Annotated in this window: 25 protein-coding genes; 5 read left to right on the forward strand and 20 right to left on the reverse strand. The window is 42.4% G+C overall.

The window, feature by feature from the left end:
- Positions 1 to 2 precede the first annotated feature (2 nt).
- The gene (locus NQ488_08015; GenBank protein UWN94535.1) at positions 3 to 527 is read right to left on the reverse strand and encodes an RNA polymerase sigma factor; all 525 of its coding nucleotides are present in this window, start codon (positions 525 to 527) and stop codon (positions 3 to 5) included.
- A 169-nt stretch (positions 528 to 696) separates the two neighbouring features.
- Here NQ488_08015 and NQ488_08020 point away from each other — a divergent pair, with 169 nt between their 5' ends.
- The 3 genes from NQ488_08020 (at position 697) to NQ488_08030 (ending at position 4398) form a co-directional block, all read left to right on the forward strand.
- Entirely contained in the window at positions 697 to 2403 is a 1707-nt protein-coding gene (locus NQ488_08020) for an efflux RND transporter periplasmic adaptor subunit (GenBank protein ID UWN94536.1), read from the forward strand.
- A gap of 85 nt (positions 2404 to 2488) precedes the next feature.
- Positions 2489 to 3169: an ABC transporter ATP-binding protein gene (locus NQ488_08025; protein UWN97129.1), complete on the forward strand. Its 681-nt coding sequence runs from the start codon at positions 2489 to 2491 to the stop codon at positions 3167 to 3169.
- A gap of 20 nt (positions 3170 to 3189) precedes the next feature.
- On the forward strand, positions 3190 to 4398 hold the full coding sequence (locus NQ488_08030; protein ID UWN94537.1) for an ABC transporter permease: 1209 nt from the start codon (positions 3190 to 3192) through the stop codon (positions 4396 to 4398).
- A gap of 138 nt (positions 4399 to 4536) precedes the next feature.
- Here the strand turns inward: NQ488_08030 and NQ488_08035 are convergent, their stop codons facing one another.
- The 6 genes from NQ488_08035 to NQ488_08060 all read right to left on the reverse strand — a co-directional run bounded on the left by NQ488_08035 (position 4537) and on the right by NQ488_08060 (position 10707).
- Positions 4537 to 5958: an oxaloacetate decarboxylase subunit alpha gene (locus tag NQ488_08035; GenBank protein UWN94538.1), complete on the reverse strand. Its 1422-nt coding sequence runs from the start codon at positions 5956 to 5958 to the stop codon at positions 4537 to 4539.
- A 44-nt stretch (positions 5959 to 6002) separates the two neighbouring features.
- Complete coding sequence (locus NQ488_08040) at positions 6003 to 7154, reverse strand: sodium ion-translocating decarboxylase subunit beta (protein UWN94539.1); 1152 nt, start codon at positions 7152 to 7154, stop codon at positions 6003 to 6005.
- Between the two features lie 27 nt (positions 7155 to 7181).
- Entirely contained in the window at positions 7182 to 7538 is a 357-nt protein-coding gene (locus NQ488_08045; protein ID UWN94540.1) for a biotin/lipoyl-binding protein, read from the reverse strand.
- Between the two features lie 60 nt (positions 7539 to 7598).
- Positions 7599 to 8360 carry an OadG family protein gene (locus tag NQ488_08050; protein UWN94541.1) on the reverse strand — a complete coding sequence of 254 codons (762 nt, stop codon included), beginning with the start codon at positions 8358 to 8360 and terminating at the stop codon, positions 7599 to 7601.
- Positions 8361 to 8376: 16 nt separating this feature from the next.
- Entirely contained in the window at positions 8377 to 9831 is a 1455-nt protein-coding gene (locus NQ488_08055; GenBank protein ID UWN97130.1) for a carboxyl transferase, read from the reverse strand.
- A gap of 141 nt (positions 9832 to 9972) precedes the next feature.
- A complete protein-coding gene (locus tag NQ488_08060; GenBank protein UWN94542.1) occupies positions 9973 to 10707 on the reverse strand; it encodes a thiamine diphosphokinase in 735 nt (244 codons plus the stop codon).
- A gap of 181 nt (positions 10708 to 10888) precedes the next feature.
- Between NQ488_08060 and NQ488_08065 the strand changes: the two genes are divergently transcribed.
- Positions 10889 to 11629: a DUF998 domain-containing protein gene (locus NQ488_08065; protein ID UWN94543.1), complete on the forward strand. Its 741-nt coding sequence runs from the start codon at positions 10889 to 10891 to the stop codon at positions 11627 to 11629.
- 110 nt (positions 11630 to 11739) lie between these two features.
- On the opposite strand, the gene NQ488_08070 is transcribed toward NQ488_08065, so the two are convergent.
- Complete coding sequence (locus NQ488_08070) at positions 11740 to 12618, reverse strand: YicC family protein (GenBank protein ID UWN94544.1); 879 nt, start codon at positions 12616 to 12618, stop codon at positions 11740 to 11742.
- 202 nt (positions 12619 to 12820) lie between these two features.
- Here NQ488_08070 and NQ488_08075 point away from each other — a divergent pair, with 202 nt between their 5' ends.
- The gene (locus tag NQ488_08075) at positions 12821 to 14569 is read left to right on the forward strand and encodes an NFACT family protein (protein UWN94545.1); all 1749 of its coding nucleotides are present in this window, start codon (positions 12821 to 12823) and stop codon (positions 14567 to 14569) included.
- Between the two features lie 21 nt (positions 14570 to 14590).
- Here the strand turns inward: NQ488_08075 and NQ488_08080 are convergent, their stop codons facing one another.
- The 12 genes from NQ488_08080 to NQ488_08135 form a co-directional block, all read right to left on the reverse strand.
- The gene (locus tag NQ488_08080; GenBank protein UWN94546.1) at positions 14591 to 14821 is read right to left on the reverse strand and encodes a hypothetical protein; all 231 of its coding nucleotides are present in this window, start codon (positions 14819 to 14821) and stop codon (positions 14591 to 14593) included.
- A complete protein-coding gene (gene recG / locus NQ488_08085) occupies positions 14818 to 16926 on the reverse strand; it encodes an ATP-dependent DNA helicase RecG (protein ID UWN94547.1) in 2109 nt (702 codons plus the stop codon). Before recG ends, NQ488_08080 begins: the two co-directional genes overlap by 4 nt.
- Positions 16923 to 17369 carry a GatB/YqeY domain-containing protein gene (locus NQ488_08090; GenBank protein ID UWN94548.1) on the reverse strand — a complete coding sequence of 149 codons (447 nt, stop codon included), beginning with the start codon at positions 17367 to 17369 and terminating at the stop codon, positions 16923 to 16925. Before NQ488_08090 ends, recG begins: the two co-directional genes overlap by 4 nt.
- Positions 17370 to 17438: 69 nt before the next feature.
- Positions 17439 to 19154 (reverse strand): DAK2 domain-containing protein, encoded by a 1716-nt coding sequence (locus NQ488_08095; protein ID UWN94549.1) that lies wholly within the window; start codon positions 19152 to 19154, stop codon positions 17439 to 17441.
- A 37-nt stretch (positions 19155 to 19191) separates the two neighbouring features.
- Positions 19192 to 19551, reverse strand: coding sequence for an Asp23/Gls24 family envelope stress response protein (locus tag NQ488_08100; protein ID UWN94550.1), 360 nt, complete (start codon positions 19549 to 19551; stop codon positions 19192 to 19194).
- 169 nt (positions 19552 to 19720) lie between these two features.
- Positions 19721 to 19906: a 50S ribosomal protein L28 gene (gene rpmB / locus NQ488_08105; GenBank protein UWN94551.1), complete on the reverse strand. Its 186-nt coding sequence runs from the start codon at positions 19904 to 19906 to the stop codon at positions 19721 to 19723.
- Between the two features lie 407 nt (positions 19907 to 20313).
- Positions 20314 to 20712 carry a GerW family sporulation protein gene (locus NQ488_08110; protein UWN94552.1) on the reverse strand — a complete coding sequence of 133 codons (399 nt, stop codon included), beginning with the start codon at positions 20710 to 20712 and terminating at the stop codon, positions 20314 to 20316.
- Positions 20713 to 20738: 26 nt separating this feature from the next.
- The gene (locus NQ488_08115; protein UWN94553.1) at positions 20739 to 21671 is read right to left on the reverse strand and encodes a hypothetical protein; all 933 of its coding nucleotides are present in this window, start codon (positions 21669 to 21671) and stop codon (positions 20739 to 20741) included.
- Positions 21668 to 22000 carry a hypothetical protein gene (locus NQ488_08120; protein ID UWN94554.1) on the reverse strand — a complete coding sequence of 111 codons (333 nt, stop codon included), beginning with the start codon at positions 21998 to 22000 and terminating at the stop codon, positions 21668 to 21670. The genes NQ488_08115 and NQ488_08120 overlap by 4 nt, the downstream gene beginning before the upstream one ends.
- Positions 22001 to 22003: 3 nt before the next feature.
- The gene (locus tag NQ488_08125; protein UWN94555.1) at positions 22004 to 23443 is read right to left on the reverse strand and encodes a hypothetical protein; all 1440 of its coding nucleotides are present in this window, start codon (positions 23441 to 23443) and stop codon (positions 22004 to 22006) included.
- A gap of 2 nt (positions 23444 to 23445) precedes the next feature.
- Positions 23446 to 24714 carry a diaminopimelate decarboxylase gene (locus tag NQ488_08130; GenBank protein ID UWN94556.1) on the reverse strand — a complete coding sequence of 423 codons (1269 nt, stop codon included), beginning with the start codon at positions 24712 to 24714 and terminating at the stop codon, positions 23446 to 23448.
- Between the two features lie 127 nt (positions 24715 to 24841).
- Entirely contained in the window at positions 24842 to 25165 is a 324-nt protein-coding gene (locus tag NQ488_08135; GenBank protein ID UWN94557.1) for a leucine-rich repeat domain-containing protein, read from the reverse strand.
- Between the last annotated feature and the right edge of the window lie 19 nt (positions 25166 to 25184).

Here is a 25184-nt window from a genome sequence, read left to right on the forward strand (position 1 = left end):
AATCACTGCTCCTTTTCAATTATATCAGCCATCTGCCTGCGTCCCCTTGCAAGCCATGTCTGCACTGTTGATTCTCTTTTCCCAAGCATTCCGGCAATTTCTCTCACACTGTATTCCTCATAATAATACAGATAAAGTGCTATTCTGTATCTTGGATGCAGCCTTGAAAGTGCGTCCCTGACAAGCTCTGCTTCATAATCTGCCTCAGCTTCTGATATAAAGACATCCTCCTGTCTTCCTGCTGCATTTTCCCACCACGCATCATCCTTCCATGCATTGTCCCCATCCGGATATACGCGCTTCCTCCTGAACGGATTGCGGTACAGTGAGTGGCACTCATTGACCGTACAGCGTATAGTCCAGCTTTTTATGTGTTCCTCGCTTTCAAACTCTTTGTCCGAGGTGAGCATTTTAATAATCACATCCTGCATTATATCTTCAGCATCTTCCCTGCAGCCAAAATAATTATAGGCGATTCTGTACACAGATGGTGCCAGCCGGTTCACCATCATCTCGTCTGGTTTCAAATTTTCCTCCATTCTGCAGCTTTTCCACTGCTCTTTTCTATAAGTAATACATTATCGCTCTGGAAAATATCTCACAAAGACACTTAATTTTCATAATTTTTCCAATTTTATTTCACTATTTATTAATATTATAAATCATATTTTTATATTTGAAAGGAGCCTTTCCCTAATGAAACACAGATTACAAAAGCTTGCAGCGTCTCTGCGCAGGCACCTTAAGGTTATCATCCCGGTATTTCTTGTTATAGTGATAGCCGTTGTTGTCGTCTTCCGCACCCAAAAGACAACTGACACGTACACCGAAGAAACCGTTCAGGTGCGTAATGTTGCGACATACCTTACATTCTCCGGCAATGTTGAAGCCGTCAGTGATGCCACAATAAAGCCGAAGGTATCTAAGACAGTTACAGCAGTTAATGTATCTATCGGTGACGAGGTTAAAAAAGGTGACGTAATTGCCACTCTCGATGATTCCGAAATTCAGAGAAGCATAAAGAAACAGGAAGCATCACTTTCCAATACCGAGCTTAATAATTTCTATTCAATACGTGACAGCCAGAAAAAATATGATAATTACAAGGCTGACCTTGAAAACGGCCAGAACAGCCAGATTATGTCTGCCGCAAACAGCGTCGAGAATGCCCGCACATCTTATGAACAGGCCAAAGAAACTTATGAGCGTAATAAGATGGAGCTTGAAAACAATATGGATTCATCCGTAATCAGTTCCAACCAGAAAGTTGCATCCGCAAAGCAGGCACTTGATGACGCCAATCAGGATTACGCTGACAATGAAGCAAAGATAAGAGGATATGATAAAGGTGTTGCCAATGCTGAGAGCATCTATGGAGAAGACTCCTCTGAGGCTGCAAATGCACAGAAAGAGCTTGAATCAGCAGAAGAAAAAAGTGATTCTTTACAAAAAGCAATTGACAACGCACAGACTAATTATGACAATGCCGTTAATGACCTGCTTATGTCATATTACACAAGCAACGTTAATCTCAATTCCGACTACGAAAATATGCAGCAGAAATACACCGCATACCAGCAGGCGCAGGCAAGCTACGAGATTGCCGTAAAATCAGCCGGTGAAACACTTCAGGATTATGCCGATTCACTTGAGAAGACCCAGGCTACATCCAATACGACAACTGCCACGGTTGAACTTGAGGCTCTCTATGACCAGCTTGAAGATTATAAGATTACAGCACCGATTGATGGTGTAATAACAGTTCTCAACATCAATGTAGGCGATTCAGCCTCAACAAGCGATACTGCTGCCGAGGTAACCAATTATGATAAGATGAAAGTCCAGATAAAAATTGACGAAGACAATATATCTGCCCTTGATAACGGTACAGAAGTAACCGTATCTGTAGATGCCCTCAATAAGACATATAAAGGTACCATTGAAAATATGTCAAAGAAGGCAACCGTAAGTAACAATGTATCATATTTTACAGCCGATGTGACTTTTGATGCAGATGATGATATACGAAGCGGTCTGTCAGCAGAGGTCAAATACCTCCTTAACGGTGTTGAAAATGTTGTCTCAGTATCAATGAGTGCTCTTAACTACAATACCGATAACACTGCCTATGTTCTTGTAGGCGGCAACGCCTCTAATGCACAACAGCGCAATGTTACGCTCGGAATAAGCAACGGCACATATGTTGAGATAAAAGATGGTCTGGCAGAAGGTGAAACCGTCCTCGTTAAACAGAGTAAGACCTCAGAAGCCCTTATCAGCATGGGCATGGGTGGCGGACAGCGGCCGCAGGGTCAGGCTCCTGACGGCAATGGCGGCGGTAACGGTGGCGGCCGTGGCGGTAACGGCGGCAAAGCGCCGGGTGGTGGTCCCGGAGGCAACTAAACGCACCAGTTTAATATGCGTATAAAAATATGCAGGAATGGAGACCGGATTGAATACCACATTTAACATCTCTACTAATAATGAAATTCTCACTATGAAGAATATTGTAAAAGACTATGTAATGGGTGAGGAAACCTCGCATGTACTTAAGGGAATTGACCTTTCCGTAAATGAAGGTGAATTTCTCGCGATTCTCGGTCCGTCAGGCTCAGGCAAGTCAACTCTTATGAATATAATAGGCTGTCTTGATGTACCGACCTCAGGCGAATATATTTTGTCAGGACGAACTATCGCAGACATGGACGAAAAGACGCTCGCACACATCCGCGGCCGCGAGATTGGATTTATATTCCAGCAGTTTAATCTTCTGCCAAAACAGGATGCTCTTGAAAATGTTGAGCTTCCGATGATCTATGCCGGCGTACATGAAAAGGAAAGACGCGAACGTGCCACAGTACTTCTTGAAAAGGTCGGACTCGGTGACAAGCTTCACCATTTTCCTAACCAGATGTCCGGCGGTCAGCAGCAGCGTGTTGCAATCGCCAGAGCAATGGCTAACTCTCCGTCGATTCTTCTGGCAGATGAACCTACCGGCGCACTTGACCAGAACACCGGACGTCAGGTTATGGAGCTCTTCCATGACATAAACAGTGAAGGCCACACAATAATCATGATAACCCATGATGCCAAGATTGCCAGTCACGCATCAAGAATTGTCCGAATTCTTGACGGCAATCTTGAAGATGGTGACCTTACTGATGCATAAATGCAAAGATTGGAGAATTTATGGACATTTTAAAACAGAGTATCTCAATGTCAATTAAGAATATACGGACTAATAAAATGCGTTCATTTCTTACGACGCTGGGAATAATAATCGGTGTCACTGCCGTAATTGCGCTTATTACAATCGTCCATGGCGTATACGATTCCGTAATGGGACAATTCTCGGAACTTGGTGCCAATACAATCACTGTGTCCGTAACAGGTAATGCCATGAAAACGGGCATATCTGACAGTGACATAGAAAATATTGAAGCCTTGAAGTACGTTAATGGTACATCCCCAAGTGTAACAACTACAGCAACCGTAATGTACGAAGGTTCAAAAAACACAGTTACCGTACAGGGCAGGAGCGATGCATATTTCAGAAATACAACAACTAATCTTGTGCTTGGACGCGAGCTTACATCTCTTGAAATGGATGGTTCTGTATATACCTGCATTATTGACAGAGACTGTGCGCAGACATTTTTCCTTGGCACTAATCCTCTGGGACAGACGCTTAAGCTTAACGGTTACACTTATACCGTTGTAGGCCTTACTGATGACGGATCTGACGATGATAATTCCTCTTTTAATTCATTCGGTCAATCATCCAGCAATGCCGGAACGGTCATAATACCATACCGCAATGCACTGCGCATGACATCCTCCGGCAATATAACAAGCCTTGAGGTTTATGTATCTGATACACGGTATTCAGACGCAGTAACAGCAGCAGTCGAAAACATATTAAGTGAATCATTCAGCAATGACTCAGACAGCTATAATGTAACTAACATGGATTCACTTATACAGAGCATGGAGACAACCGAGAACATGCTGATGGCAATGCTTGGCGGTATAGCTTCCATATCACTGCTTGTCGGCGGAATCGGAATAATGAACATGATGCTTGTGTCAGTAAGTGAACGTACTAAGGAAATAGGTCTCAGAAAGGCACTTGGTGCCGAACCGTCACGAATACAGATGCAGTTTCTGCTTGAATCTATATTCCTTTCACTTACGGGAGGTTTTGTAGGAGTTATTCTCGGCCTGATAATCTCTTATGTTGCTTCAACACTAATGAGTACGACATTTGAGATTCAGATGTCCGCGATTCTGCTCGGCGTAGGCTTCTCTGCTGCCATTGGCATTATCTTCGGCTGGGTTCCTGCAAGAAGAGCCAGCAGGCTGAATCCTATTGATGCGCTAAGGAATTCAGATGGCTGACAATTGACAACAGTTGAATCCTTTTATTGTGCATAAAACCCCTCCTTACCGGACATTACAATGTCAGGTAAAGAGGGGTTTTGTCTGAGTAATTGTTTAATTGCTTAGCTTATCGTCATATTAAACTTACTGTTGTTATTATACCGGATATGCCTTGTTCTGTGTATCAGCAGCTGCAGCATCAACCTTTGTCTGCTGTGCTTCACGATACTTAAAGAACTCTGTAGCAACCTGTGGGAAGAGTGCGTATGAAAGTACATCTTCTTCCTGCTGTGCGTACTGCTTAACGATTGGATCGTTCTTGAACTTCTCAAGCTGTGGCTCGATAAGATCTGCAGGACGACATGTAATTGGCTCTTTGTCACCGATCGCCTTCTTCTGAACTTCAGGATTAAACGGCTTAACTGTCTTACCGAATTCACCGGCAAGAACCTTCTTAGACTCCTTAGTAATCATCTTGTAACGCTCACCCTGGAGTACGTTGAGGACAGCCTGTGTACCAACAATCTGTGATGAAGGTGTAACAAGCGGCGGTTCGCCATAATCTTTACGAACTCTTGGGATCTCCTCAAGAACTGCCTCGTACTTATCTTCTGCATGTGCATCCTTGAGCTGTGATACAAGGTTAGAAAGCATTCCGCCAGGTACCTGATAAAGAAGAGTCTTAATATTAACTCCAAGTACCTTTGGATTCATAAGGCCGCTTGCAAGAGCTTCCTCACGCATTGGTCTGAAGTAATCTGCAATCTCTGCAAGAAGCTTCTGGTCAAGGCCTGTATCATAAGGAGTTCCTTTGAATGTCTCTACCATAACTTCTGTTGCAGGCTGGCTTGTTCCCATTGAGAATGGTGACATTGCGGTATCAATGATATCAGCACCTGCTTCCACAGCCTTAAGATATGTCATTGAAGCTACACCTGATGTGTAATGCGTATGCATATCAATAGGAATATCTGCACCTTCCTTAAGGGCCTGCACAAGCTCTGTAGCCTGATATGGAAGAAGAAGACCTGCCATATCCTTGATACAAAGTGAATCAGCTCCCATGTCCTCTACTCTCTTGGCCATATCTTTCCAGTAATCAAGTGTATATGCATCACCGATTGTATATGAAAGAGCTATCTGTGCATGACCCTTCTCCTTCTTGGCTGCCTTAACAGCAGTCTCAAGGTTACGGATATCATTGAAGCAGTCGAATATACGGATAATATCAATACCATTGGCGATTGACTTCTGTACGAAATACTCAACTACATCATCTGCATAATGATTATATCCAAGAATATTCTGACCTCTGAAAAGCATCTGAAGCTTTGTATTCTTGAAGCCGTCTCTTAACTTACGAAGTCTCATCCAAGGATCTTCCTTAAGGAAACGAAGGCATGCGTCAAATGTTGCACCACCCCAGCACTCAACTGCGTGGTAGCCTACCTTATCCATCTTATCTATGATAGGTAACATCTGTTCTGTCGTCATTCTTGTCGCAATAAGTGACTGATGTGCATCACGAAGAACAGTCTCTGTAATCTTTAATGGTTTCTTTGCTATCTGCTCTGCCATTATTACTTACCTCCTGATTATTATCTGATTAAATACTGTAATATTTAGAATACACCAAACATTGCCATGAATGTACCGGCTGCAACCGCAGTACCGATAACACCTGCAACATTAGGTCCCATAGCATGCATAAGGAGGAAGTTGGATGGATCTGATTCCTGTCCTACCTTCTGTGATACACGCGCCGCCATAGGAACGGCAGATACACCTGCTGAACCGATAAGCGGATTAATCTTACCATGAGTTATCTTGCATAACAGCTTGCCAAGAAGAACACCTCCGGCAGTACCGAATGCAAATGCTATAAGTCCGAGTGCAACAATCTTAAGTGTCGTAACCTTAAGGAATGCCTCTGCGCTTGTTGACGCACCTACCGATGTACCGAGAAGAATAACTACAATGTACATAAGCGCATTCTGTGCTGTCTCTGAAAGCTGCTTAACAACGCCTGATTCCCTGAAGAGGTTACCAAGCATAAGCATACCAACAAGTGGTGCCGTTGTAGGAAGAATAAGACATACAACAACCGTTACGATTACCGGGAACAGAATCTTCTCAAGCTTTGATACCGGACGAAGCTGCTCCATCTTAATCTTTCTTTCCTTCTCAGTTGTAAGAAGTCTCATAATAGGCGGCTGAATAATAGGTACGAGTGACATATAAGAATATGCCGCAACAGCTATAGGTCCCATATACTCTGTCTGTCCAAGCTTACCTGCAAGGAAGATTGAAGTAGGGCCGTCAGCGCCACCGATTATTGAAATTGCTGCAGCAGCCTTGTCATTGAATCCAAAGAGGATTGCAAGAAGATAAGCTGCAAAGATACCAAGCTGAGCTGCTGCACCCATAAGGAAACTTACAGGATTGGCAATCAGTGGTCCGAAATCTGTCATGGCACCTACACCAAGGAAGATAAGTGAAGGAAGAATACTCCACTCATCAAGCAGATAGAAGTAATGCAGAAGTCCGCCTACTCCATTGCTTGTAGCTTCCGGTGATACCATTATATCCGGATAAATATTTACCAGAAGCATACCAAAAGAAATAGGAACTAAAAGTAACGGTTCATATCCCTTCTTGATAGCCAGATACAGGAATACAAATGCTACCAGAATCATTACATAGTTTCCCCATGTAAGATTGAAAAATGCTGTCTGGTGCAAAAGATTATCCAGTGTAGTTACAATGTAATCCATGTCTATACCAACACCTTTCTATATCAGTTAGTTAAGGGATACTAATACATCTCCTGATTCTACTGTTGCACCTGCGCTTGTATCAACACTTGCAACTGTTCCATCCTGAGGAGCCTGAATCTCGTTCTCCATCTTCATAGCCTCAAGAACTACGAGTACATCACCCTTCTTAACAGCCTGACCTGCTGTTACATTAACCTTAAGAATCTTACCAGGCATTGGAGCTGCTACCTTAACTGCGCCTGCGCCTGCTGACTTAGGAGCTGCCTTTGGTGCTGCTGCCTTAGGGGCTGCCTTTGGTGCTGCAGCTGCGGCTGAACCCGTTCCCTCTTCTACTGTAACCTCATATACGTTACCATTGACTGTAATTGTATAGTTTTTCATAATTATATCCTTTCTTCCGCCGTGATACGGCAGCTAAAAATTCTACTAATAATGGGCAGTTTAGAAACGTACCCTGCGGATAGAACGAACTGTGAATCCGTCCGCCGGAGCATCCTCAGATGCTGCAATAGCTGCAGTAATAACCGCAACGAGTTCAAGGTCATCAGCTGCTGACTCTTCACTCTCAACTATCTTTGATACAGCATTATCAATACCTTCTGACGCTGTATCTTCTTTCTTATTCTTCCTGCCTGCAGTAAGCTTGTTAACGTGCTTGAACTGTGCAATAAGAATACTCATGAACGCAAGCATAAGGAATACTACACTTATACCGATAACTGTATTAATTCCGGCCTGCTTCATTGTTGCACCAAGGGAAGCCTTGGCTGCCGTGCTGGCAAATGTAACACTGACATCTGTTACTCTGAGATCCTCGAGAAGATACTGCATCTCAAATGTAAGCGTCATGTTACCTTTCTCATATGTAAGTGGCACCTTAGCTGTATAGACATCACCGCTTCTTGCAACATCTACGTCTCCCATTGAAAGGAGTGTCCCAAGACCATCATTCTTGGCATATGCATATATGCCCTCTGCAAGTTCTTTGGCAGCACCTACTGAATTATCTTCCATATACTTGAGTTCATCCTCAGATGCTCCACCATATGTCTGCGCATAATTCTGTGCATAGTATGTAACATATGCAGTGAGATCCTGATCCTCAACAGATGTTGTAGAAGTCTCGGCAGCGAATGCGTATGTTGTAAAGCATAACATCATGATGCATAATACAGCCATGAATCTACGAAACTTTTTCACCATTCTAATCTCCATTCTTCTATTTTGAACTATGCTTTTTGTAAGGAACTGTCTCATCCTTAGATGCAAGCATCTCAAATGCTGAAATAAGATACTTTCTTGTATCTGCCGGCTCGATAACCGCATCAACATATCCTCTTGCAGCTGCTGACTGTACAGATGTCTGTAACTTATCATACTCTGCTGCCTTCTCAGCTATTAATGCATTAGGATCTGCTGCCTTAGAAATCTCGTCAGCATACATAATCTTTGCAGCAAGCTTTGAATCCATCATTCCGATAGAAGCCTGTGGCCATGCAAACTCGATATCTGCGCCTGTAGCTTTGCTGTTCATTGCAACATATGCGCTTCCCATTGCATCACCTACTACTACGTTAACTCTAGGAACAGTTGCACCTGCAAATGCCTTAGTAAGTGCTGCAACATTAGATGCAATGCTCTTCTCTGAACATACTGTAGCTGAAAATCCCTTAACATTAGTAAGTGTAAGTACCGGAATGTCAAATGCATCACAGTAAGTAACAAATGAAGCTGCTTTCTTTGCTGCCCTTGATGTAAGAACCGCATCAAACTTCTCTGCAGCCTTGCCATTCTCATCAAATACTGCTGTCCTGTTAGCAACAGCACCGATTGTCATGCCGTCAAGCTTGATAAATCCTGTAACAACAGACTTTGCATAGTTCTTCTTAACTTCAATAAACATGCCGTCATCTGCAATATCTGCAAGTGCAAGCGCTGCATCAGGCATCTCTGACTCTATGTCAGCACATACACGGTTAAGGTTATCTGTCACATCAGCAACCGCTCCGTCATCTACGTTATTAACAGGGAGGAATGCTACAAGTGTACGAATCTGCTCTGCAATCTCATCAGCAGTTCCGACAAAATCAGCAACTCCTGATTCCTCACTCTGGAACTTTGCGGATGCAGTATCAAGCTTTGCTGTGTAATTGCCGTCAAGTGCATTCGGGCTGTTTACAAAAAGCTTTGCATTCTCCTTCTCCATAAATGTAAAGTCTGACATTGCTGCCATGACAGCCATACCGCCGCCGCAGTTGCCGTATACTGCCGTGATCTGAGGGATCACACCTGATGCAAGGCTCTGCTTGCGGTAGATTGACCCGAAAGCATTAAGTGCATCTGTAGACTCCTGCAATCTTAAGCCGGCACAGTCAACGAGTGCAATTACAGGAACACCTGTCTTGATTGCCTTATCATAAATATTGACAATCTTCTTTGCATGCATCTCACCAACTGAACCATTCATGACTGAAGCATCCTGACTGTATATGTATACAGGAATACCCTCAACAGATCCATATCCGGTAATAACACCGTCTGAAGGAACTGCATTGTCAGACATGTTAAAATCTGTACTTCTGGCTGTTACCATTGCACCGATTTCAACAAAGCTGTTCTCATCAAGGATAGCGTCTATTCTATCTCTTGCTGAACCTTGTGTTTGGTTGCTCATCATAATGACCTCCATATAATTATTAAGTGCCGATATTATATATCTGAAGCACTTTATTGCAATAATGTGACTTAGCGTCTCACTGTCTAATTGTAAAACAATGACAAAAAAATATCAAGCATTATTTGCCCGTTCCAGTTATCAGTCCTGCGTCTCCAGGACAAGCATTTTCCCCTCTTTGAGAGATATCTCACCATCCTCATCTGTTATCTCATTACTCACACACAGACTAACGCCCTGTAAAAGGTCATGATTGTCAAGAGGATACTTAAATCCCTTCATCGTAAGCCCATGAACAACAGGCGTAAGTGCTATGCAGCTTACATATCCGCCAAACTGTCCTCTGCTGCTTATCTTAACCATGTCTTTACCCGGCATAATAAGCATTCTTATCATGTTGTGGGCGTCAACGATATATCCGTCTACCCCTTCCCTCTCAATCTGCTCAAGCAGACCTATATTAGCAAGTGTATGGTCAAGCCTTGTTCCTGTTGCACCAATAACAGTAACCGATGCATGTAATGCCGCGGACTGTTCACCAGGATCTTCCGGATTATTGCGGCCATTACCGGCTTTAATCTTGTCGAGTGCCGTTTTTATCGCAAGCTCTGTATCTGTATAGTCTTTTTCTGCCGGATATCTGTCTCCCGGTACATTCCCCTGATACTTTGCAAGCACATCTTCATCAACAGAATCATAATCTCCAAGCATATAATCAACAGTAACGCCTATCTTATCAGCGCTCACAAGTCCGCTGTCAGCTGCTATGCAGTAATCATACGTTATCCCGGCTCTCTTCTGTCTCTCAAGCCATCCTTTCGCCCATTCGATATCCACACTCCCTCCTGTTATTATGAGAACATTCCTTACTGCCATATTCCAGATTATCTCCATTTCATTTATTTATTCCGTTTCATTCCAGCTATTAATACCGGCATGATATATAAAGTATATTAGTATATTTGCCAATTCCAGGCAACATCTAATAAATACAGGACTATCTTTTTTCACATTTGTGTTTTATAATGGAAAAAATTTGATACCAGGAGGATTAAATATGTCCAAAACTTCAAAATCTGATGCTTCATCATACGAAGCTGTATCATACGAAGCCGACACAGACACTGCCCATGAACTTCTTACCGTTCTTAAGGATTGCGGAATGGAGGATGCCTACAGCCAGTATGACAGCATTTCGGGGAGCCATGTGATATATGTCTGTCACACTGATTATGCACGTGCCAATGATATTTCCGTAACATTTCACAATGACCTTGAAGATGCCGGCGAAGAGAATGGTGAAGAGGCAGCGGCAGAAGTACAGCCCGTGCTCCTTTACTCCAATTCTGATGAAAAGTACAAGGATAATCTCTCATCAGCATATACATTTCTCATAATAGGTGTTGCCGGTCTGATTGCCCTTGTCCTCTATGACTTCGGACTTATACCGGTATTTAACACAGCTTCAAAGATTCTTTTTAATGTAGTTGCTGCCGCACTTTTTACCGGATTCATAATTGCAGGAATTATGTCTCTTAGATACTCCAGAAAGCTGAAGCTTGCAATTGATGTTGACAGTGCAATGCTTGACAAAGCAGTCTCATACCTTGAAGCCAATCTTTCTAAGGAAGCCATAGAGAACTCATATGACAGCAGCGATATTCCCGATGAGATGAAATATTACCGCCGCACCGATGCCATTAAGCAATGTATTTCATCTGAATTTGATGATGTGAGCGAAGAGCTTATGAATGAAATATGTGACAGATATTATAACAGCATGTTCGGACAGAACTAATCATATTCTGTGTAATTTGCCGTAATTAATCAATCAGCTTTCACAGAAAATAGAAATCCTGTACATGCAGTGTCATATTAACACCAGACAATGCATGTACAGGATTTTATTTACTCTATATTCTGAATCTGCTCTCTTACCTTCTCAATCTCTGTCTTAAGGTCGATTGCTTTATTAGATATCTCAAGATCATCAGCCTTGGAAAGTATTGTATTGGCTTCCCTGTTCATCTCCTGCGCTATGAAGTCAAGCTTGCGTCCGATTCCGCCCTCCTCGTTAAGACATTTCTTAGCATGGTCTATGTGGCTTCTTAAGCGCACCGTCTCTTCATCAACACATATCTTATCGGCATACATAACAACCTCTGTTGCTATCCTGCTCTCATCAAGCGTTGTATCTCCAAGTATCTCCGTAACCTTGTCCATGAGCTTGCTTCTGTAATCGCTCATTATCTTAGGGCTGCGTTCCTCTATAAAGTCAACCATCGCAAGCATGTTGTCAAGCTTGCCCATAAGGTCCTCCTTAAGATTCTCTCCCTCTGTGATTCTCGCAGAAAGCATCTGCTGGCATGCCTCCTCGACAGCTGTACGGATAAAGTTCCATATCTCTTCCTCATCAGCAGTCTGCTCTTCCATTGTAATAACCTCAGGGAAACGCGAAAGCTGTGAGATTGTTATGTCGTTGCGCAGCTCAAACTGTCTTGACATCTTATCAAATATATTCATATATTCATCAGCAATATCCGCATTATACTTTACCGAAACTTTATTATCCGCATAGTCTTCATATGTTATAAATATGTCGACTTTGCCTCGCTGGATATATTTTTTAATAACTTCACGGATTCTCGCCTCAAATACATTAAGCTTCTTCGGCATCTTTATTCCGGCTTCAAGATATCTGTGATTGACTGATTTCATCTCAACTGAAATCTTGCGTGTCTCCTCCGCCATCTCACATCTTCCAAAGCCCGTCATGCTTTTAATCATGGTAAACCCTTTCTGTATCAATCATTTACTTGTGTCTCTAAATACACCACGAATTAGTATAACAAATTAAAAAAATAAATCAAGAAACAGAATATAAATTTTATTTTCTTAATGTTTTATGATACAATAACCTAAGCTGGTGCGCAGACATACTGCACGATATACAGCACTATCACAGGCGCGCCTGCGGAATGGAGTAATTATGGCATTAGACGGAATTGCAATTGCAAATATAACACACGAGCTCGAGTCTCTCCTTGCTAACGGCAGGCTCTACAAGATTGCCCAGCCGGAACCGGATGAGCTTCTTCTTACAATTAAGAATAACAAATCACAGTACAGGCTTACAATATCAGCCAATGCGGGGCTGCCACTTATATATCTTACAGATTCCAATAAGACAAGTCCTCTCGTTGCACCTAATTTCTGCATGCTCTTAAGAAAACATCTCGGCAATGCACGGATTATTTCAGTCAGTCAGGCAGGTCTTGAACGCGTGATTGATTTTTCATTTGAGCACCTTGATGAGATGGGTGACCTCTGCCGCAAGCATCTTATTGTCGAGCTTATGGGAAAGCACAGCAATATTATATTTACTACTGAAGATAACGTAATCATCGACAGTATCAAGCATGTATCTGCACAGATAAGCTCTGTCCGCGAGGTTCTTCCGGGAAGAAGCTATTTTATACCTGATACAATGGACAAAGCCAATCCTCTTGAACTTGACTTTGACGCATTTACAAAGCATGTTCTTTCAAAAGCATTAAAAAGCTCTAAGGCTCTTTATACAGGACTTACCGGCATCAGCCCCGTTATAGCCGAAGAGATATGTTATCGTGCCGGAATCGAAAGTGACCAGCCGGCAGGCACACTTTCATCAGATGAACAGCACCGGCTTTTTGATAATGTAAATGCGATAATGGAACTTGTAAAACACAACACATTCACTCCACATATTATTTACAACGGACGTAAGCCTGTTGAGTTTGCAAGCATACCGCTTACTATATATGAATCAGGGGATAACACTTACCGCATTGAGCAATGTGACAGTGCAAGCAGCATGCTCTTTGCGTTCTATGCACAGAAAAACGCCCAGACAAGAATACATCAGCGTTCCGTCGACATGCGTAAGATTGTCAATACGCTTCTTGAGCGTAACTACAGGAAGCTTGATATACAGGAGAAGCAGCTAAAAGACACAGAAAAACGTGAAAAGTTCAGAATCTACGGCGAACTTCTCAACACATACGGGTACAATATTCCGGAGGGAAGCCGTTCATTTGAAACTGTTAATTATTACACCGGAGAGAATGTGACAATTCCTCTTGATGCCACACTTACGGCACGTGAGAATTCAGTACGATATTTTGACAGATATAACAAGCTTAAGCGTACATTCGAAGCAACCTCAAAGCTTGTCGAGGAGACGCAGGCTGAGATTGACCATCTCGAATCAATCCTTACATCACTTGATATTGCCGTTGGTGAAGAAGACCTCGTACAGCTTAAGGAAGAAATGATTGAATCAGGATATATCCACCGCAAAGGACCTGCCGGCAAGAAGGTGCGTATCACAAGCAGTCCTTTCCACTATATATCTTCAGACGGATTTGATATGTATGTCGGCAAGAACAATATCCAGAACGAAGAACTTTCTTTCAGGCTTGCAGGCAACAGTGACTGGTGGTTCCATGCCAAGAAAATTCCGGGTTCACATGTTATTGTAAAGACTAACGGAAAAGATCTTCCCGACAGAACCTATGAGGAGGCCGCACGCCTTGCAGCATATTATTCAAAAGGACGTGAACAGGATAAAGTCGAAGTTGACTACACACTCAGACGTAACCTTAAGAAACCGGCAGGCTCCAAACCTGGCTTTGTAATCTATCACACCAACTATTCAATGGTCGCCGATACCGATATAACAGGAATACAGCAGGCATAAGCCTGCTGTATTCCTGTTATACTATTCATCAAATTCAGCTATTACATAATAGCCTCTCGGATTCTCCCCGACTTCCTTGACAACACCTTCACGTGACTTAAGTCTCTCTGTTGTTGTATAGTTAGCCGACATTGCGACAGCCGGCTCTATAGTATAATAATATGAGCTTGGGAGCGCTCCTTCAGTAACCTCCACTCTGTCTCCCGGCTTTACAAGATTAGGCCTGCTCATTGTAAACTCCATCTCTCTCACAATACAACATCTCCTTTGTTATCTGTTCTGTCAAAATACATACGAAGTCCGGCATTGGCATCATTCTCCAGATCCGGATCATTTTCTATAATTGCAGCTGCCGCGTCAGATGCAGCTTTGAGCAGGTTGGCATCCTTATAGATGTCCCCTATTGTAAACTGCATATCTCCGCTCTGACGTATCCCGAAAAAGTCTCCCGGGCCTCTCAGCTTAAGGTCTTCCTCCGCAATTCTGAACCCGTCGTTGGATTCACGCAGTATTCCAAGCCTGTCCATATTTTCTTTTTTTGCATTGGATGTCCCGACAAATATGCAGTATGACTGGTATGCACCTCTTCCCACACGCCCCCTCAGCTGGTGAAGCTGTGCAAGTCCGAACCTGTCTGCATTCTCTATAAGCATTACAGTTGCGTTGGGAACATTTACACCAACCTCGATTACCGTTGTTGAGACAAGTACCTGCGTCTGTCCCGAATGAAACCTCTCCATAATCTCATCCTTAACCGCCGGCTTCATCTTGCCATGAAGATATTCCACATTAATTGATGACGGAAGATTTTTCTTAAGCATTGTTGTATAATCGACAACATTCTCAAGTGTTGCATGCATATTGGTATTGGCAAATGTATCGCCGCGTCCGTCCTCCATTACATCACCGTCTTCACGTGCTTCTACCATAGGACATATAACATATGCCTGATGTCCCGCCTGTACCTGATTCTCTATAAACCGGTATGCATTAGGCCTGTAGTCTGTACCGACAACGGCATTCTTTATCGGCAGCCTGCTGCTTGGAAGCTCATTCATTACTGATATGTCAAGGTCACCGTATATAATGATTGCAAGCGTTCTCGGAATCGGGGTTGCGCTCATTACAAGCGTATGTACACTGCTGCCTTTCTGTGTAAGGCTTTCTCTCTGATGCACACCAAAACGATGCTGTTCATCAGTTACAACAAGTCCAAGATTGGCATACTCCACACCTGCCTGTATAAGGGCGTGTGTTCCTATAACTATCCCTGCCTCTCCTGATGCAATGCGCTGTCTCTCCTTTTTCTTGGCTGATGCTGTCATGGACCCGATAAGAAGCGATACATTTATATTGATTCCGTATTTTTCAAACATGGCACATGTATCGTCATACTGCTGTCTTGCAAGGACTTCTGTCGGAACCATCATTGCGCCCTGGTATCCGGCATATACAGTGTTCATAAGTGCAAGAACCGCAATGATTGTCTTGCCTGAACCCACATCTCCCTGAACAAGCCTGTTCATCAGGCGCTCTCCATTCATATCTGAGCTTACCTCCTGCCATGTCCGTTTCTGGGCATTCGTAAGCTCATACGGCAGCTTCTTAATGAATTCATCCGTCCTTGCATCATCCGCTATTCTGCTGAGATTAGGCTGCCTTGAATTGTTCTCTTTCATTCTCCTTACATTAAGCATAAAAAAGAAAAATTCATCAAAAACAAGCCTTTTTCTTGCCGCCTCATAATCATTCATGTCTTTTGGAAAATGTATTGCCCGCATTGCAAAGTTAATCTCTGCAAGCTCATTGCTTCTTCTCAATTCCGCAGGCAGCAGCTCCGGCACAAGTTCCTTTATGTCAAGCGCCTGCTGCATTGCTTTTGAGACTATCTTATTGGACAGACCCCTGGTAAGCGGATATATAGGCTGCATAATGCCAATCTGCGATGAATATCCTTCCATCGTATAAAGCACAGGCTGCTCCATTACCCAGTCCCCATTGCGGAATACCGGACGTCCTCTGAAGATATATCTGTAGCCCGGTTTTAATGAACCGAGAAGATACGGCATATTAAACCACGTTGCCTTAAGCAGTCCGCCTTTTTCATCCCTGAGGGTTACCGTGAGAATCTGAAGATTACGAACACGCTTAAGCGCCGGTGTCCTTGCCACAACCGCATCAACAGCTATAAGAGAATCTCCCGTATGCTCAGGAATCTCACTAACTAAAACAGGCTTCCCGCATATGTCATAAGACCTGGGGTACAATCTTACCAGGTCTTCTGCCGTATATACGGAAAGCTTGTTAAGCAGCCGCGCTGTCTTGTCTCCAATTCCCTTGAGATCTGTCAGCTTCATGCCATATATCCTGCAAGCACTTCATTAACGAGCTTGCCGTCTGCCTTACCCTTAACTTTAGGCATGAGCACTCTCATGATTGCTCCCTTGTCCTTAGCTGTCGGTTTCTCTATTGAAAGCTCTGTAAGTGTCTCATCAATCACTTTCTTAATCTCAGCTTCATCCATCATCTTAGGTGCATATTCGTTAAGCACGCTGATAGAAAAATTGCACTCGTCAATAATATCCTGTCTGTCAGAAGGTGTCATTGAAAGAGTTTCCTTGAGCTGCTTAATCTGCTTGAGAATAATCTGATCCCCATCCTCATCCGTAAGCTCCCTGCGATTATTAATCTCAAAATTCTTGAGTTCTGCAAGAAGAAGTGAAAGCACATCCTTACGTGCCTTATCCTTGGCCTTCATTGCTGCTACCATCTCGCCTCTTATAAAATCAATCTTACTCATAATGTATATGTCCTTTCTATGACTTATTATTCAAAAAGCTGCCCTGTAGCATTACAAGGCAGCCATTCATTACTCAACTGAAATTATATAATAATATATTGGCTGTCCGCCTCTTTGCAGTTCTACGTCAAGGCCCGGATACTCTGCTGATACCGCCTCAACCATTGCGTCTGCATCATTCTCATTAACATCACTGCCATAATAAATACTGATGAGTTCTGATTCATCATCTACCATGGCACCAAGCATCTGCATAACTGTTGACTTTACATCATGACTTACAGCAAGCAGCCCTGTATCACCAAGTCCCATAATGTCATTGCAGTGTATCTCATGTCCGTCTATGCTTGTATCTCTTACGGCATATGTTACTTCACCACTCTTGACATTGCTCATGCCTTCTGACATTGCCTGCTCATTCTCTTCTGCCGAACGTGCAATCTCATAATTAAACATGGCTGTAATTCCCTGAGGAACTGTCTTTGATGGAATAACAACAATCTTCTTATCTTCAACAATCGAAGCTGCCTGCTGTGCAGCAAGGATAATATTCTTGTTATTAGGAAGCACAAATACTGTATCCGCATTAACCTTATCCACGGCATTAAGGATGTCTTCTGTGCTTGGATTCATTGTCTGACCGCCTTCAATAACGTAATCAACACCAAGTCCTCCAAATATCTCGGCAAGTCCGTCACCTGCAACAACCGTTACAAATCCTACTTCCTTGCGTGGTTCATCCTTCTTAGGTTCGCTGACTTCTTCAACCGCAGCCTCCTTAGCCTGTGAAGCAGTATCCACTGCTTCTGCAGCCTTCTTTGCTTCTGCAGCTTCAATAACCTTCTGGTTATGCTCCTCGCGCATATTATCAATCTTCATCCTGGTAAGCTGTCCAAAAGTAAGTGCCTTCTGTATCGCAAGTCCCGGATCGTTAGTATGGACATGAACCTTAACAATCTCATCATCTGCAACACAGACAATAGAATCTCCGATAGATTCGAGATAAGCCTTGAATCCAAGTTCATCTTTCTTATCAAACTTCTTATCAAGCATTATGATAAATTCAGTGCAGTATCCGAACTTAATCTCTACATTATCAAGTGAGCCTGCTCCTGATGTCTTCGCTGATGACTCTGACTGTTCTGTCTCATCATCAAGAGCAACTGGATTGCCTTCGTATGCAAGAATTGCTCCACGAAGAACCTCCACAAGTCCCTGTCCGCCTGAATCCACTACTCCTGCTTCTTTGAGCACAGGCAGCATATCAGGTGTCTTGGCAAGTACTTCCTCTGCATACTCGAGAATACCTCTCATTACCTCACCAAGATTATCGCTCACATCCGCAAGCTCAGATGCCTTGCTGGCTGCACCTTTGGCTACAGTAAGAATAGTGCCTTCCTTAGGCTTCATGACTGCCTTATATGCAGTCTCTACAGCTCTCTCAAATGCTGATGCAAGAACATTAACATCAATAGCTTCTACAGCCTTAATCTCCTTGGTAAATCCTCTGAACAGCTGCGATAAAATAACGCCTGAGTTACCTCTTGCTCCACGAAGTGAACCACTTGATATAGCTTTTGCAAGAGAAGCCATATCAGGCTCAGCCAATGCACTGACTTCCTTTGCAGCTGACATTATTGTAAGTGTCATATTAGTTCCCGTATCACCATCCGGTACCGGGAACACATTCAAATCGTTAATCCATTCCTTCTTAGCTTTCAGATTACCAGCTCCGGAAAGGAACATCTTCTGCAAAAGCTTTGCATCTATAGTATTTGAAGCCACAATTATATCCTCCTAAAACCTAAGTCTGTCACAGTTATTAATCAATTACCCTGACACCCTCAACGTAAATGTTAATCTTCTTGATCTCAAATCCTGTAAATTCCTGAACCTTATACTTAACATTCTCTATAAGATTATCTGCCACTGTAGAAATGCTTACACCATAAGCCACAATAACGTGGAAGTCAATCTCAAGTTTGTTTTCATCATCTACAACAACATTGATTCCTCTTGTAAGGCTGTCTCCCTTAAGGAGCTTGACAAGTCCGTCTTTCATGCTCACTGCTGCCATTCCGACAATACCAAAGCACTCAACTGCTGTCGAACCTGCATATTTGGCAATTACCTCAGAATCAATTGAAATACTGCCAAGCTGACTGTCAATATGACCCTTCATATCAAACCCTCCAATCATTCTCACTTACATATATAGTTCATTATACCCTTTTCCGTCTGAAAATGGAATATATTTTTATATCAAAAATAAATTTGTAAAATAAAATAAGGTAAGCATCCGTATTAACCGCATAGCTTACCTTATATCACATCGTCTTCGATTGCACAAATTATGCACGCTCTACAGCTCCTGAACGAAGGCATGAAGTACAAACATACATCTTCTTAGCGCCGCCCTCAGTCTTAACCTTAACTGACTTAACGTTAGATTTCCACATCTTATTAGATCTTCTATGTGAATGGCTTACAGCATTACCGAAATGAACGCCCTTTTCACAGATTGCACACTTTGCCATGATAACACCTCCTTAAATGTATTGGGTCTAAACCCACAACAGAACTAATTGTATCAGAACATCTATTATATTGCAAGCTTTTTTTGCTGATTTTTATTATTTTATCTTTATAAACTTTTGATATACGGCACACTGTAAATCCCGCATGATAAACACATTATCAGTGGCAGAACATATTAAAGCCGCATATTATAAGCAAAAATATAATGCTCACACTTATGAATACACTCTCTATAAACATTGAAATAATCATACCCAGTGCAATCCAGAACATGATAAATCCTATCATTCTGCACATAATGCGCTCCATTCCATATCAAGCCCTTACCGTGGCAAATGGATATTATTTATATACATCTGATATTATTATATGACGGCACTGTCAATATATGATTATACACTGCAATCTATTCTTTGTCTGATATCTCATCTATTGCGGCATTGACATCTTCATCTTCCGTCTTGTCAGCAGAATTACCCTTGAATCTGTCAATAAGATCAGGTACCATGTCAATTACCTTTGTAACTGTATCCTGATTCTTAATGTTGACAAGTTTGGTTGTGCCATTCTGTATTACAAGAACCGCACTTGGTGACATCTTTCCTCCAAGTCCGCCTGCCGCATTATTATTCTTCTCACCTGAAAATGCACCTGCGCCAACTCCGAATGATACATCAACAAACGGAAGTATTATAGTGTCATTGACCGTAACCGCCTCACCAACTACCGTCTTAGCTGATAAAAATGAATCCATGCCCTTGAACAAAGACTCAACCGTTGCATTAAACTTTTCATTCTCTGCCATGTTTATTCCTCCCTGTTTAATATTTATCATTTTCTTTTTAAGACAAGCTGCCTGAATCTCTCATTGCGATAGACGCGCCATGCCGTAATAAGAACTCTGCCGGGCATTATACGTCCCTTCATAAACACATCTGCCTCAAATACACTGTCCGTAAATACCGGAATATATTCAAAGCTGTTCTTTTTGGAATGTCTTGTGCTGCCTTTCATGAAAAATGCCATAGTTACTGCCGCAGCACCCGTCACTTTACCGGTGATGTCAGGTGAATCCGCGCCGAAACGTATATTTATATTATACCTTACCGGTGCTGTATGTGTAAATAATCCGCCGAGCTCTTTTTTCATAAATCGTACAAATTCGCGATTAGCCTCATCATGAATAATCTCATCGAGCCTTTCCAGCTTATCTCCTGCTTTATCCCGGAACTCTGATGCATTCGCTGCAATCCGCTTAATACCTGCAGGAATTGCTTTGAGCTTTCCTGACATCCGGCGTATTCTGTGAAGCCGGTCATCCGGTTCTTCTGCTCCTGCTTCCGGTTTTGTCCCGGACTCTGCTTCAGGCTCTGCCTTCTTTATCTCCGGCTCTGTCGGACCTGCATTCACATCCATGTCGTTTTTCTCATGCTTATTTTTCTTATTCCTGTTTTTCTTCGGCTTTCTGTGCGCCCTTTCATGCGAAGTTCCCGTCTCTTCATCTTCCTCAGATGTAATTAGTGTAAACCACAGGAACCTGAATATATACCTGAGCCCGTCTTTGTCATAAACAGCCTCAAGCCTTGCAATCCGCCCAAGCCATGACATGAGCAGCTTTCCGTTAAAACGTGAATGTACATCTGCATCAACTCTGTATCTGACAGGCACAAAAAGCACTGTCAGTATAAGAAGCACCGCAAGTCCGAGGACTGAAAGCAGTATAATACCTATAATCTTTAATATAATCAGTAATATATGAATCATGCATCTACCCTAATTCCGAGGTATTCCGCCACATCGAATGCTCCCGTAGCATTATACGTATCAGTAATGACTGCAGCCATCGTCATAACCGCTTCATCATACCCTTTGGCTATTCCGACCACAAAAAGCTTCTCCCATACATACGGCTGTCTGTAATGTGGCTGAAGCAGCTGTACCGCTGACATCATCTCAAGCAGATTACCCTCAGTGGAAGACAATACGATAAAATATATATCATGCTGAAATCTGTGCGCCTCCGCTTTTGCAATAATGGCACTTTTTTTCTTTCTTGCATTATCCCCCAAATAAATGTTTTTATACCATCTCATAGGCTACCCCTGCATGATAAGCTTCAACACCTCCACACACGCCTGTCTCTCCGATATATCCGAGCAAAGAGAAAGTGATGTGTTAATATACCCCTGTATCTCATCTATATTGTTAAAGAATACCGGCACCTGACTGAGTACTGCTGACATAACAGCTCTTCTTACTGTTCTGTCCATAGTCTCAAAGCTTGCCGCAAATGAATCTATAAGCCTGCCGCACACTTTCTCAACGTAGTCCTTACCGGCATTCTCAAGCTTCGCCTCATCCTCAGTAAGTGCCATAAAGTCACTGCCAGACTGAAGTCTTATAATCTTGGCAAGATTCTCATATTCATCAGTAAGATTATCTGCTGCAAGCTCACTGCGGTAATGCTCAAGTGCATATGCAACCGCATAGTCATTGGCAGAAACAGTCTCTCCGATTCTCTCCTGCTTACCTTCAAAGCTTATAAAACTGTCGGTAAGATCATCAAGATGCTCATCTATTCCAAGCTTTGCGTTATCCTTTTTGTTCTTAAAATCATCAAGAACAACTTCAATAACACCACGTGCCCTTATTGTCTCTTCAACATCTCCAAGCACATATCTGCCTGAAAGGACAAGTGTATACATATCATTGACAAGCTGTGTGAACATGACATACATATCTGCAGTATCCGACATCTTCTGGGCTGCTATTGTAAGCTTGGCATGAAGCGAATCAAACTGTTCTTTGCTTATATTCTTATAATCAGCACTCCTGATGTCATTGTAAAGCTCACTTACCTCAGGGAACATGTCTTCAAATCCTTCCGGTTCCGCAAGCATTCCTGTTGTTCCGAGCGTATATGCAAAATCATCCACCGTTCCAATCTGTGCATCCTTATAAAGCGAGAATGAATCCCTGAGATACTCATAGAACTTATTCTTGGACAATCTCATCGGAAGCTGCTCAACAACCTCCGATATCCTGTTATTAACAGCCACGCTGTCCTTGTCTGAAAGAATATAGTGCATAAGGTCATTAGTCAGCCCATTATTATAATAGGCATCATCAAATTCCTCGTCCTTGAACCGGTACTCAATTCTGTTAAGAACATACTCGTATATTCTCAAACGGTCTACATATGCCGTTACTACCTCCATTATTCTTACAACAGAAGCCCTGATACCTTCAAGCTCATCTATATTGTGCTTGTAAATGTCATCTGAATACTCAGCCGCCGCTATCTGTGACTCAGCTACATCGTTAAATCTGTCAAGAAGACCTTTAAGCTCTGACATCTCAGCCTTACCGAACTCAGAATCATTAGCCATCTCAAAGAATGTGTAATAATTCATCGACAGCTTTATATATGCAAGCCCGTTATAAAGGCTCATCATACTGTTGGCGTATGCCGGAAGATTAACCTGCAGATTGCGTCCCTTGGCAAGCTCGCCGGTTACATAATTCAAATCTTTCATAATTATTCAATACCTTTAAATATATCTGTAAAATCAAATGTTGCAAAGTAATCCTTAGGTGTCTCTGCTCTTCTTATCATCTGTACTGAGCCGTCTTCCTTAAGAAGGAGTTCTGATGAACGCAGGCGTCCGTTGTAATTGTATCCCATAGAGAAGCCATGTGCGCCTGTGTCATGTATAATCAGGTAATCTCCCATATCTATCTTTGGAAGCATTCTGTCAATTGCAAACTTATCATTATTCTCGCAGAGTGAACCCGTAATATCATACTTGTGGTCACATGGCGCATTCTCTTTGCCTGCAACAGTAATATGATGATATGCGCCATACATTGCAGGTCTCATGAGATTGGCTGCACATGCATCAACTCCTATATACTCCTTATAAGTATGCTTCTCATGAATTGCCTTTGTTACAAGACAGCCATACGGAGCAAGCATAAATCTTCCAAGCTCCGTATATATTGCAACATCGCCCATTCCGTTAGCTGTAAGCACTTCATCATATACCTTATGCACATTAGCTCCGATTACACTTATATCGTTAGGTTCCTTATCAGGTGTATATGGAATGCCAATTCCTCCTGAAAGATTGATAAACTTAATATCTGCACCGGTCTTCTCATGAAGTTCTACTGCAAGTTCAAAGAGAATCCTGGCAAGTGCGGGATAATACTCATTAGTTACTGTATTACTTGCAAGGAATGCATGAATACCAAAGTTCTTAGCTCCCTTGCTCTTAAGTATCTTGAATGCCTCGATAATCTGCTCATGCGTCATTCCATACTTGGAATCACCCGGATTATCCATAATTGAGTTGCCAAGCTTGAAATATCCGCCCGGATTATAACGGCATGATATTGTCTCAGGAATCCTGCCGATAGTCTTCTCAAGGAAGTCTATATGTGTAATATCATCAAGATTGATTATTGCTCCAACCTTATCAGCATAGGCAAACTCCTCTGCCGGTGTATCATTAGATGAAAACATAATTGACTTACCATCAAAATCAAGCCTGTCAGCCATCATCAGCTCTGTAAGTGATGAGCAGTCACAGCCGCAGTCATAATCCTTAAGTATATTAAGTATAAACGGATTTGGAGTAGCCTTAACCGCAAAATACTCACGGTATCCCTTATTCCATGCAAATGCTTCCTTAAGCTTAGATGCATTCTCTCTTATTCCCTTCTCATCATACAGATGAAAAGGAGTAGGATAAGTCCTGGTTATCTCTTTAATCTGGTCAAGCGTTACAAAAGTTTTCTTAGGCATTCTGTCAATCCTCCACTTGTCAAAAATAATAAACTAAATAAAATTCTATGTTAGTACGGACTATTTGTCAACCAAAAAAGTGCCCTGCGGACACTTTTGGATGTATGTATTCAACTGTCTTAACACATTATCTTTCCAGTAAAGGGCAGTTTCTGAATGCTGTGCTGTCTACTTTGGCATTGTCCGGCACATTAATCTTTTTAAGACTTATGCAGTTGGCAAATGCCTCGTACCCTATATCCTCTATTGTATCAGGAAGGATAACTTCCGTAAGTGCTGCACATCCCTCAAATGCATTGCGTTTAATATACCTGACACCTTCCGGAAGCTCGACTTTGGCAATGTCCGTAAGCCCCGAGAACATATCATCCTGAATAGATGTAAAATCACTCATATCAATCTCTTTGTATGTTCTGTTCACCAGTGTAATGCGAATTCTTTTTCTGTTCATAAAAGCTCCACCTCTCCCT

It is taken from the genome of [Bacteroides] pectinophilus, from assembly GCA_025146925.1.
Classification (GTDB): domain Bacteria; phylum Bacillota; class Clostridia; order Lachnospirales; family Lachnospiraceae; genus Bacteroides_F; species Bacteroides_F pectinophilus.

Coding starts and splice junctions, on each gene's coding strand:
- NQ488_08020 (UWN94536.1), top strand. CDS start 697: ATGAAACACAGATTACAAAAGCTTGCAGCGTCTCTGCGCAGGCACCTT.
- NQ488_08125 (UWN94555.1), bottom strand. CDS start 23,443: ATGAAAGATTTGAATTATGTAACCGGCGAGCTTGCCAAGGGACGCAAT.
- NQ488_08090 (UWN94548.1), bottom strand. CDS start 17,369: ATGAGTAAGATTGATTTTATAAGAGGCGAGATGGTAGCAGCAATGAAG.
- NQ488_08115 (UWN94553.1), bottom strand. CDS start 21,671: ATGATTCATATATTACTGATTATATTAAAGATTATAGGTATTATACTG.
- NQ488_08065 (UWN94543.1), top strand. CDS start 10,889: ATGTCCAAAACTTCAAAATCTGATGCTTCATCATACGAAGCTGTATCA.
- NQ488_08050 (UWN94541.1), bottom strand. CDS start 8,360: ATGGTGAAAAAGTTTCGTAGATTCATGGCTGTATTATGCATCATGATG.
- NQ488_08120 (UWN94554.1), bottom strand. CDS start 22,000: ATGAGATGGTATAAAAACATTTATTTGGGGGATAATGCAAGAAAGAAA.
- NQ488_08040 (UWN94539.1), bottom strand. CDS start 7,154: ATGGATTACATTGTAACTACACTGGATAATCTTTTGCACCAGACAGCA.
- NQ488_08035 (UWN94538.1), bottom strand. CDS start 5,958: ATGGCAGAGCAGATAGCAAAGAAACCATTAAAGATTACAGAGACTGTT.
- NQ488_08075 (UWN94545.1), top strand. CDS start 12,821: ATGGCATTAGACGGAATTGCAATTGCAAATATAACACACGAGCTCGAG.
- NQ488_08110 (UWN94552.1), bottom strand. CDS start 20,712: ATGGCAGAGAATGAAAAGTTTAATGCAACGGTTGAGTCTTTGTTCAAG.
- NQ488_08060 (UWN94542.1), bottom strand. CDS start 10,707: ATGGCAGTAAGGAATGTTCTCATAATAACAGGAGGGAGTGTGGATATC.
- NQ488_08055 (UWN97130.1), bottom strand. CDS start 9,831: ATGAGCAACCAAACACAAGGTTCAGCAAGAGATAGAATAGACGCTATC.
- rpmB (UWN94551.1), bottom strand. CDS start 19,906: ATGGCAAAGTGTGCAATCTGTGAAAAGGGCGTTCATTTCGGTAATGCT.
- recG (UWN94547.1), bottom strand. CDS start 16,926: ATGAAGCTGACAGATCTCAAGGGAATTGGAGACAAGACAGCGCGGCTG.
- NQ488_08045 (UWN94540.1), bottom strand. CDS start 7,538: ATGAAAAACTATACAATTACAGTCAATGGTAACGTATATGAGGTTACA.
- NQ488_08070 (UWN94544.1), bottom strand. CDS start 12,618: ATGATTAAAAGCATGACGGGCTTTGGAAGATGTGAGATGGCGGAGGAG.
- NQ488_08030 (UWN94537.1), top strand. CDS start 3,190: ATGGACATTTTAAAACAGAGTATCTCAATGTCAATTAAGAATATACGG.
- NQ488_08135 (UWN94557.1), bottom strand. CDS start 25,165: ATGAACAGAAAAAGAATTCGCATTACACTGGTGAACAGAACATACAAA.
- NQ488_08100 (UWN94550.1), bottom strand. CDS start 19,551: ATGAAGGGTCATATTGACAGTCAGCTTGGCAGTATTTCAATTGATTCT.
- NQ488_08130 (UWN94556.1), bottom strand. CDS start 24,714: ATGCCTAAGAAAACTTTTGTAACGCTTGACCAGATTAAAGAGATAACC.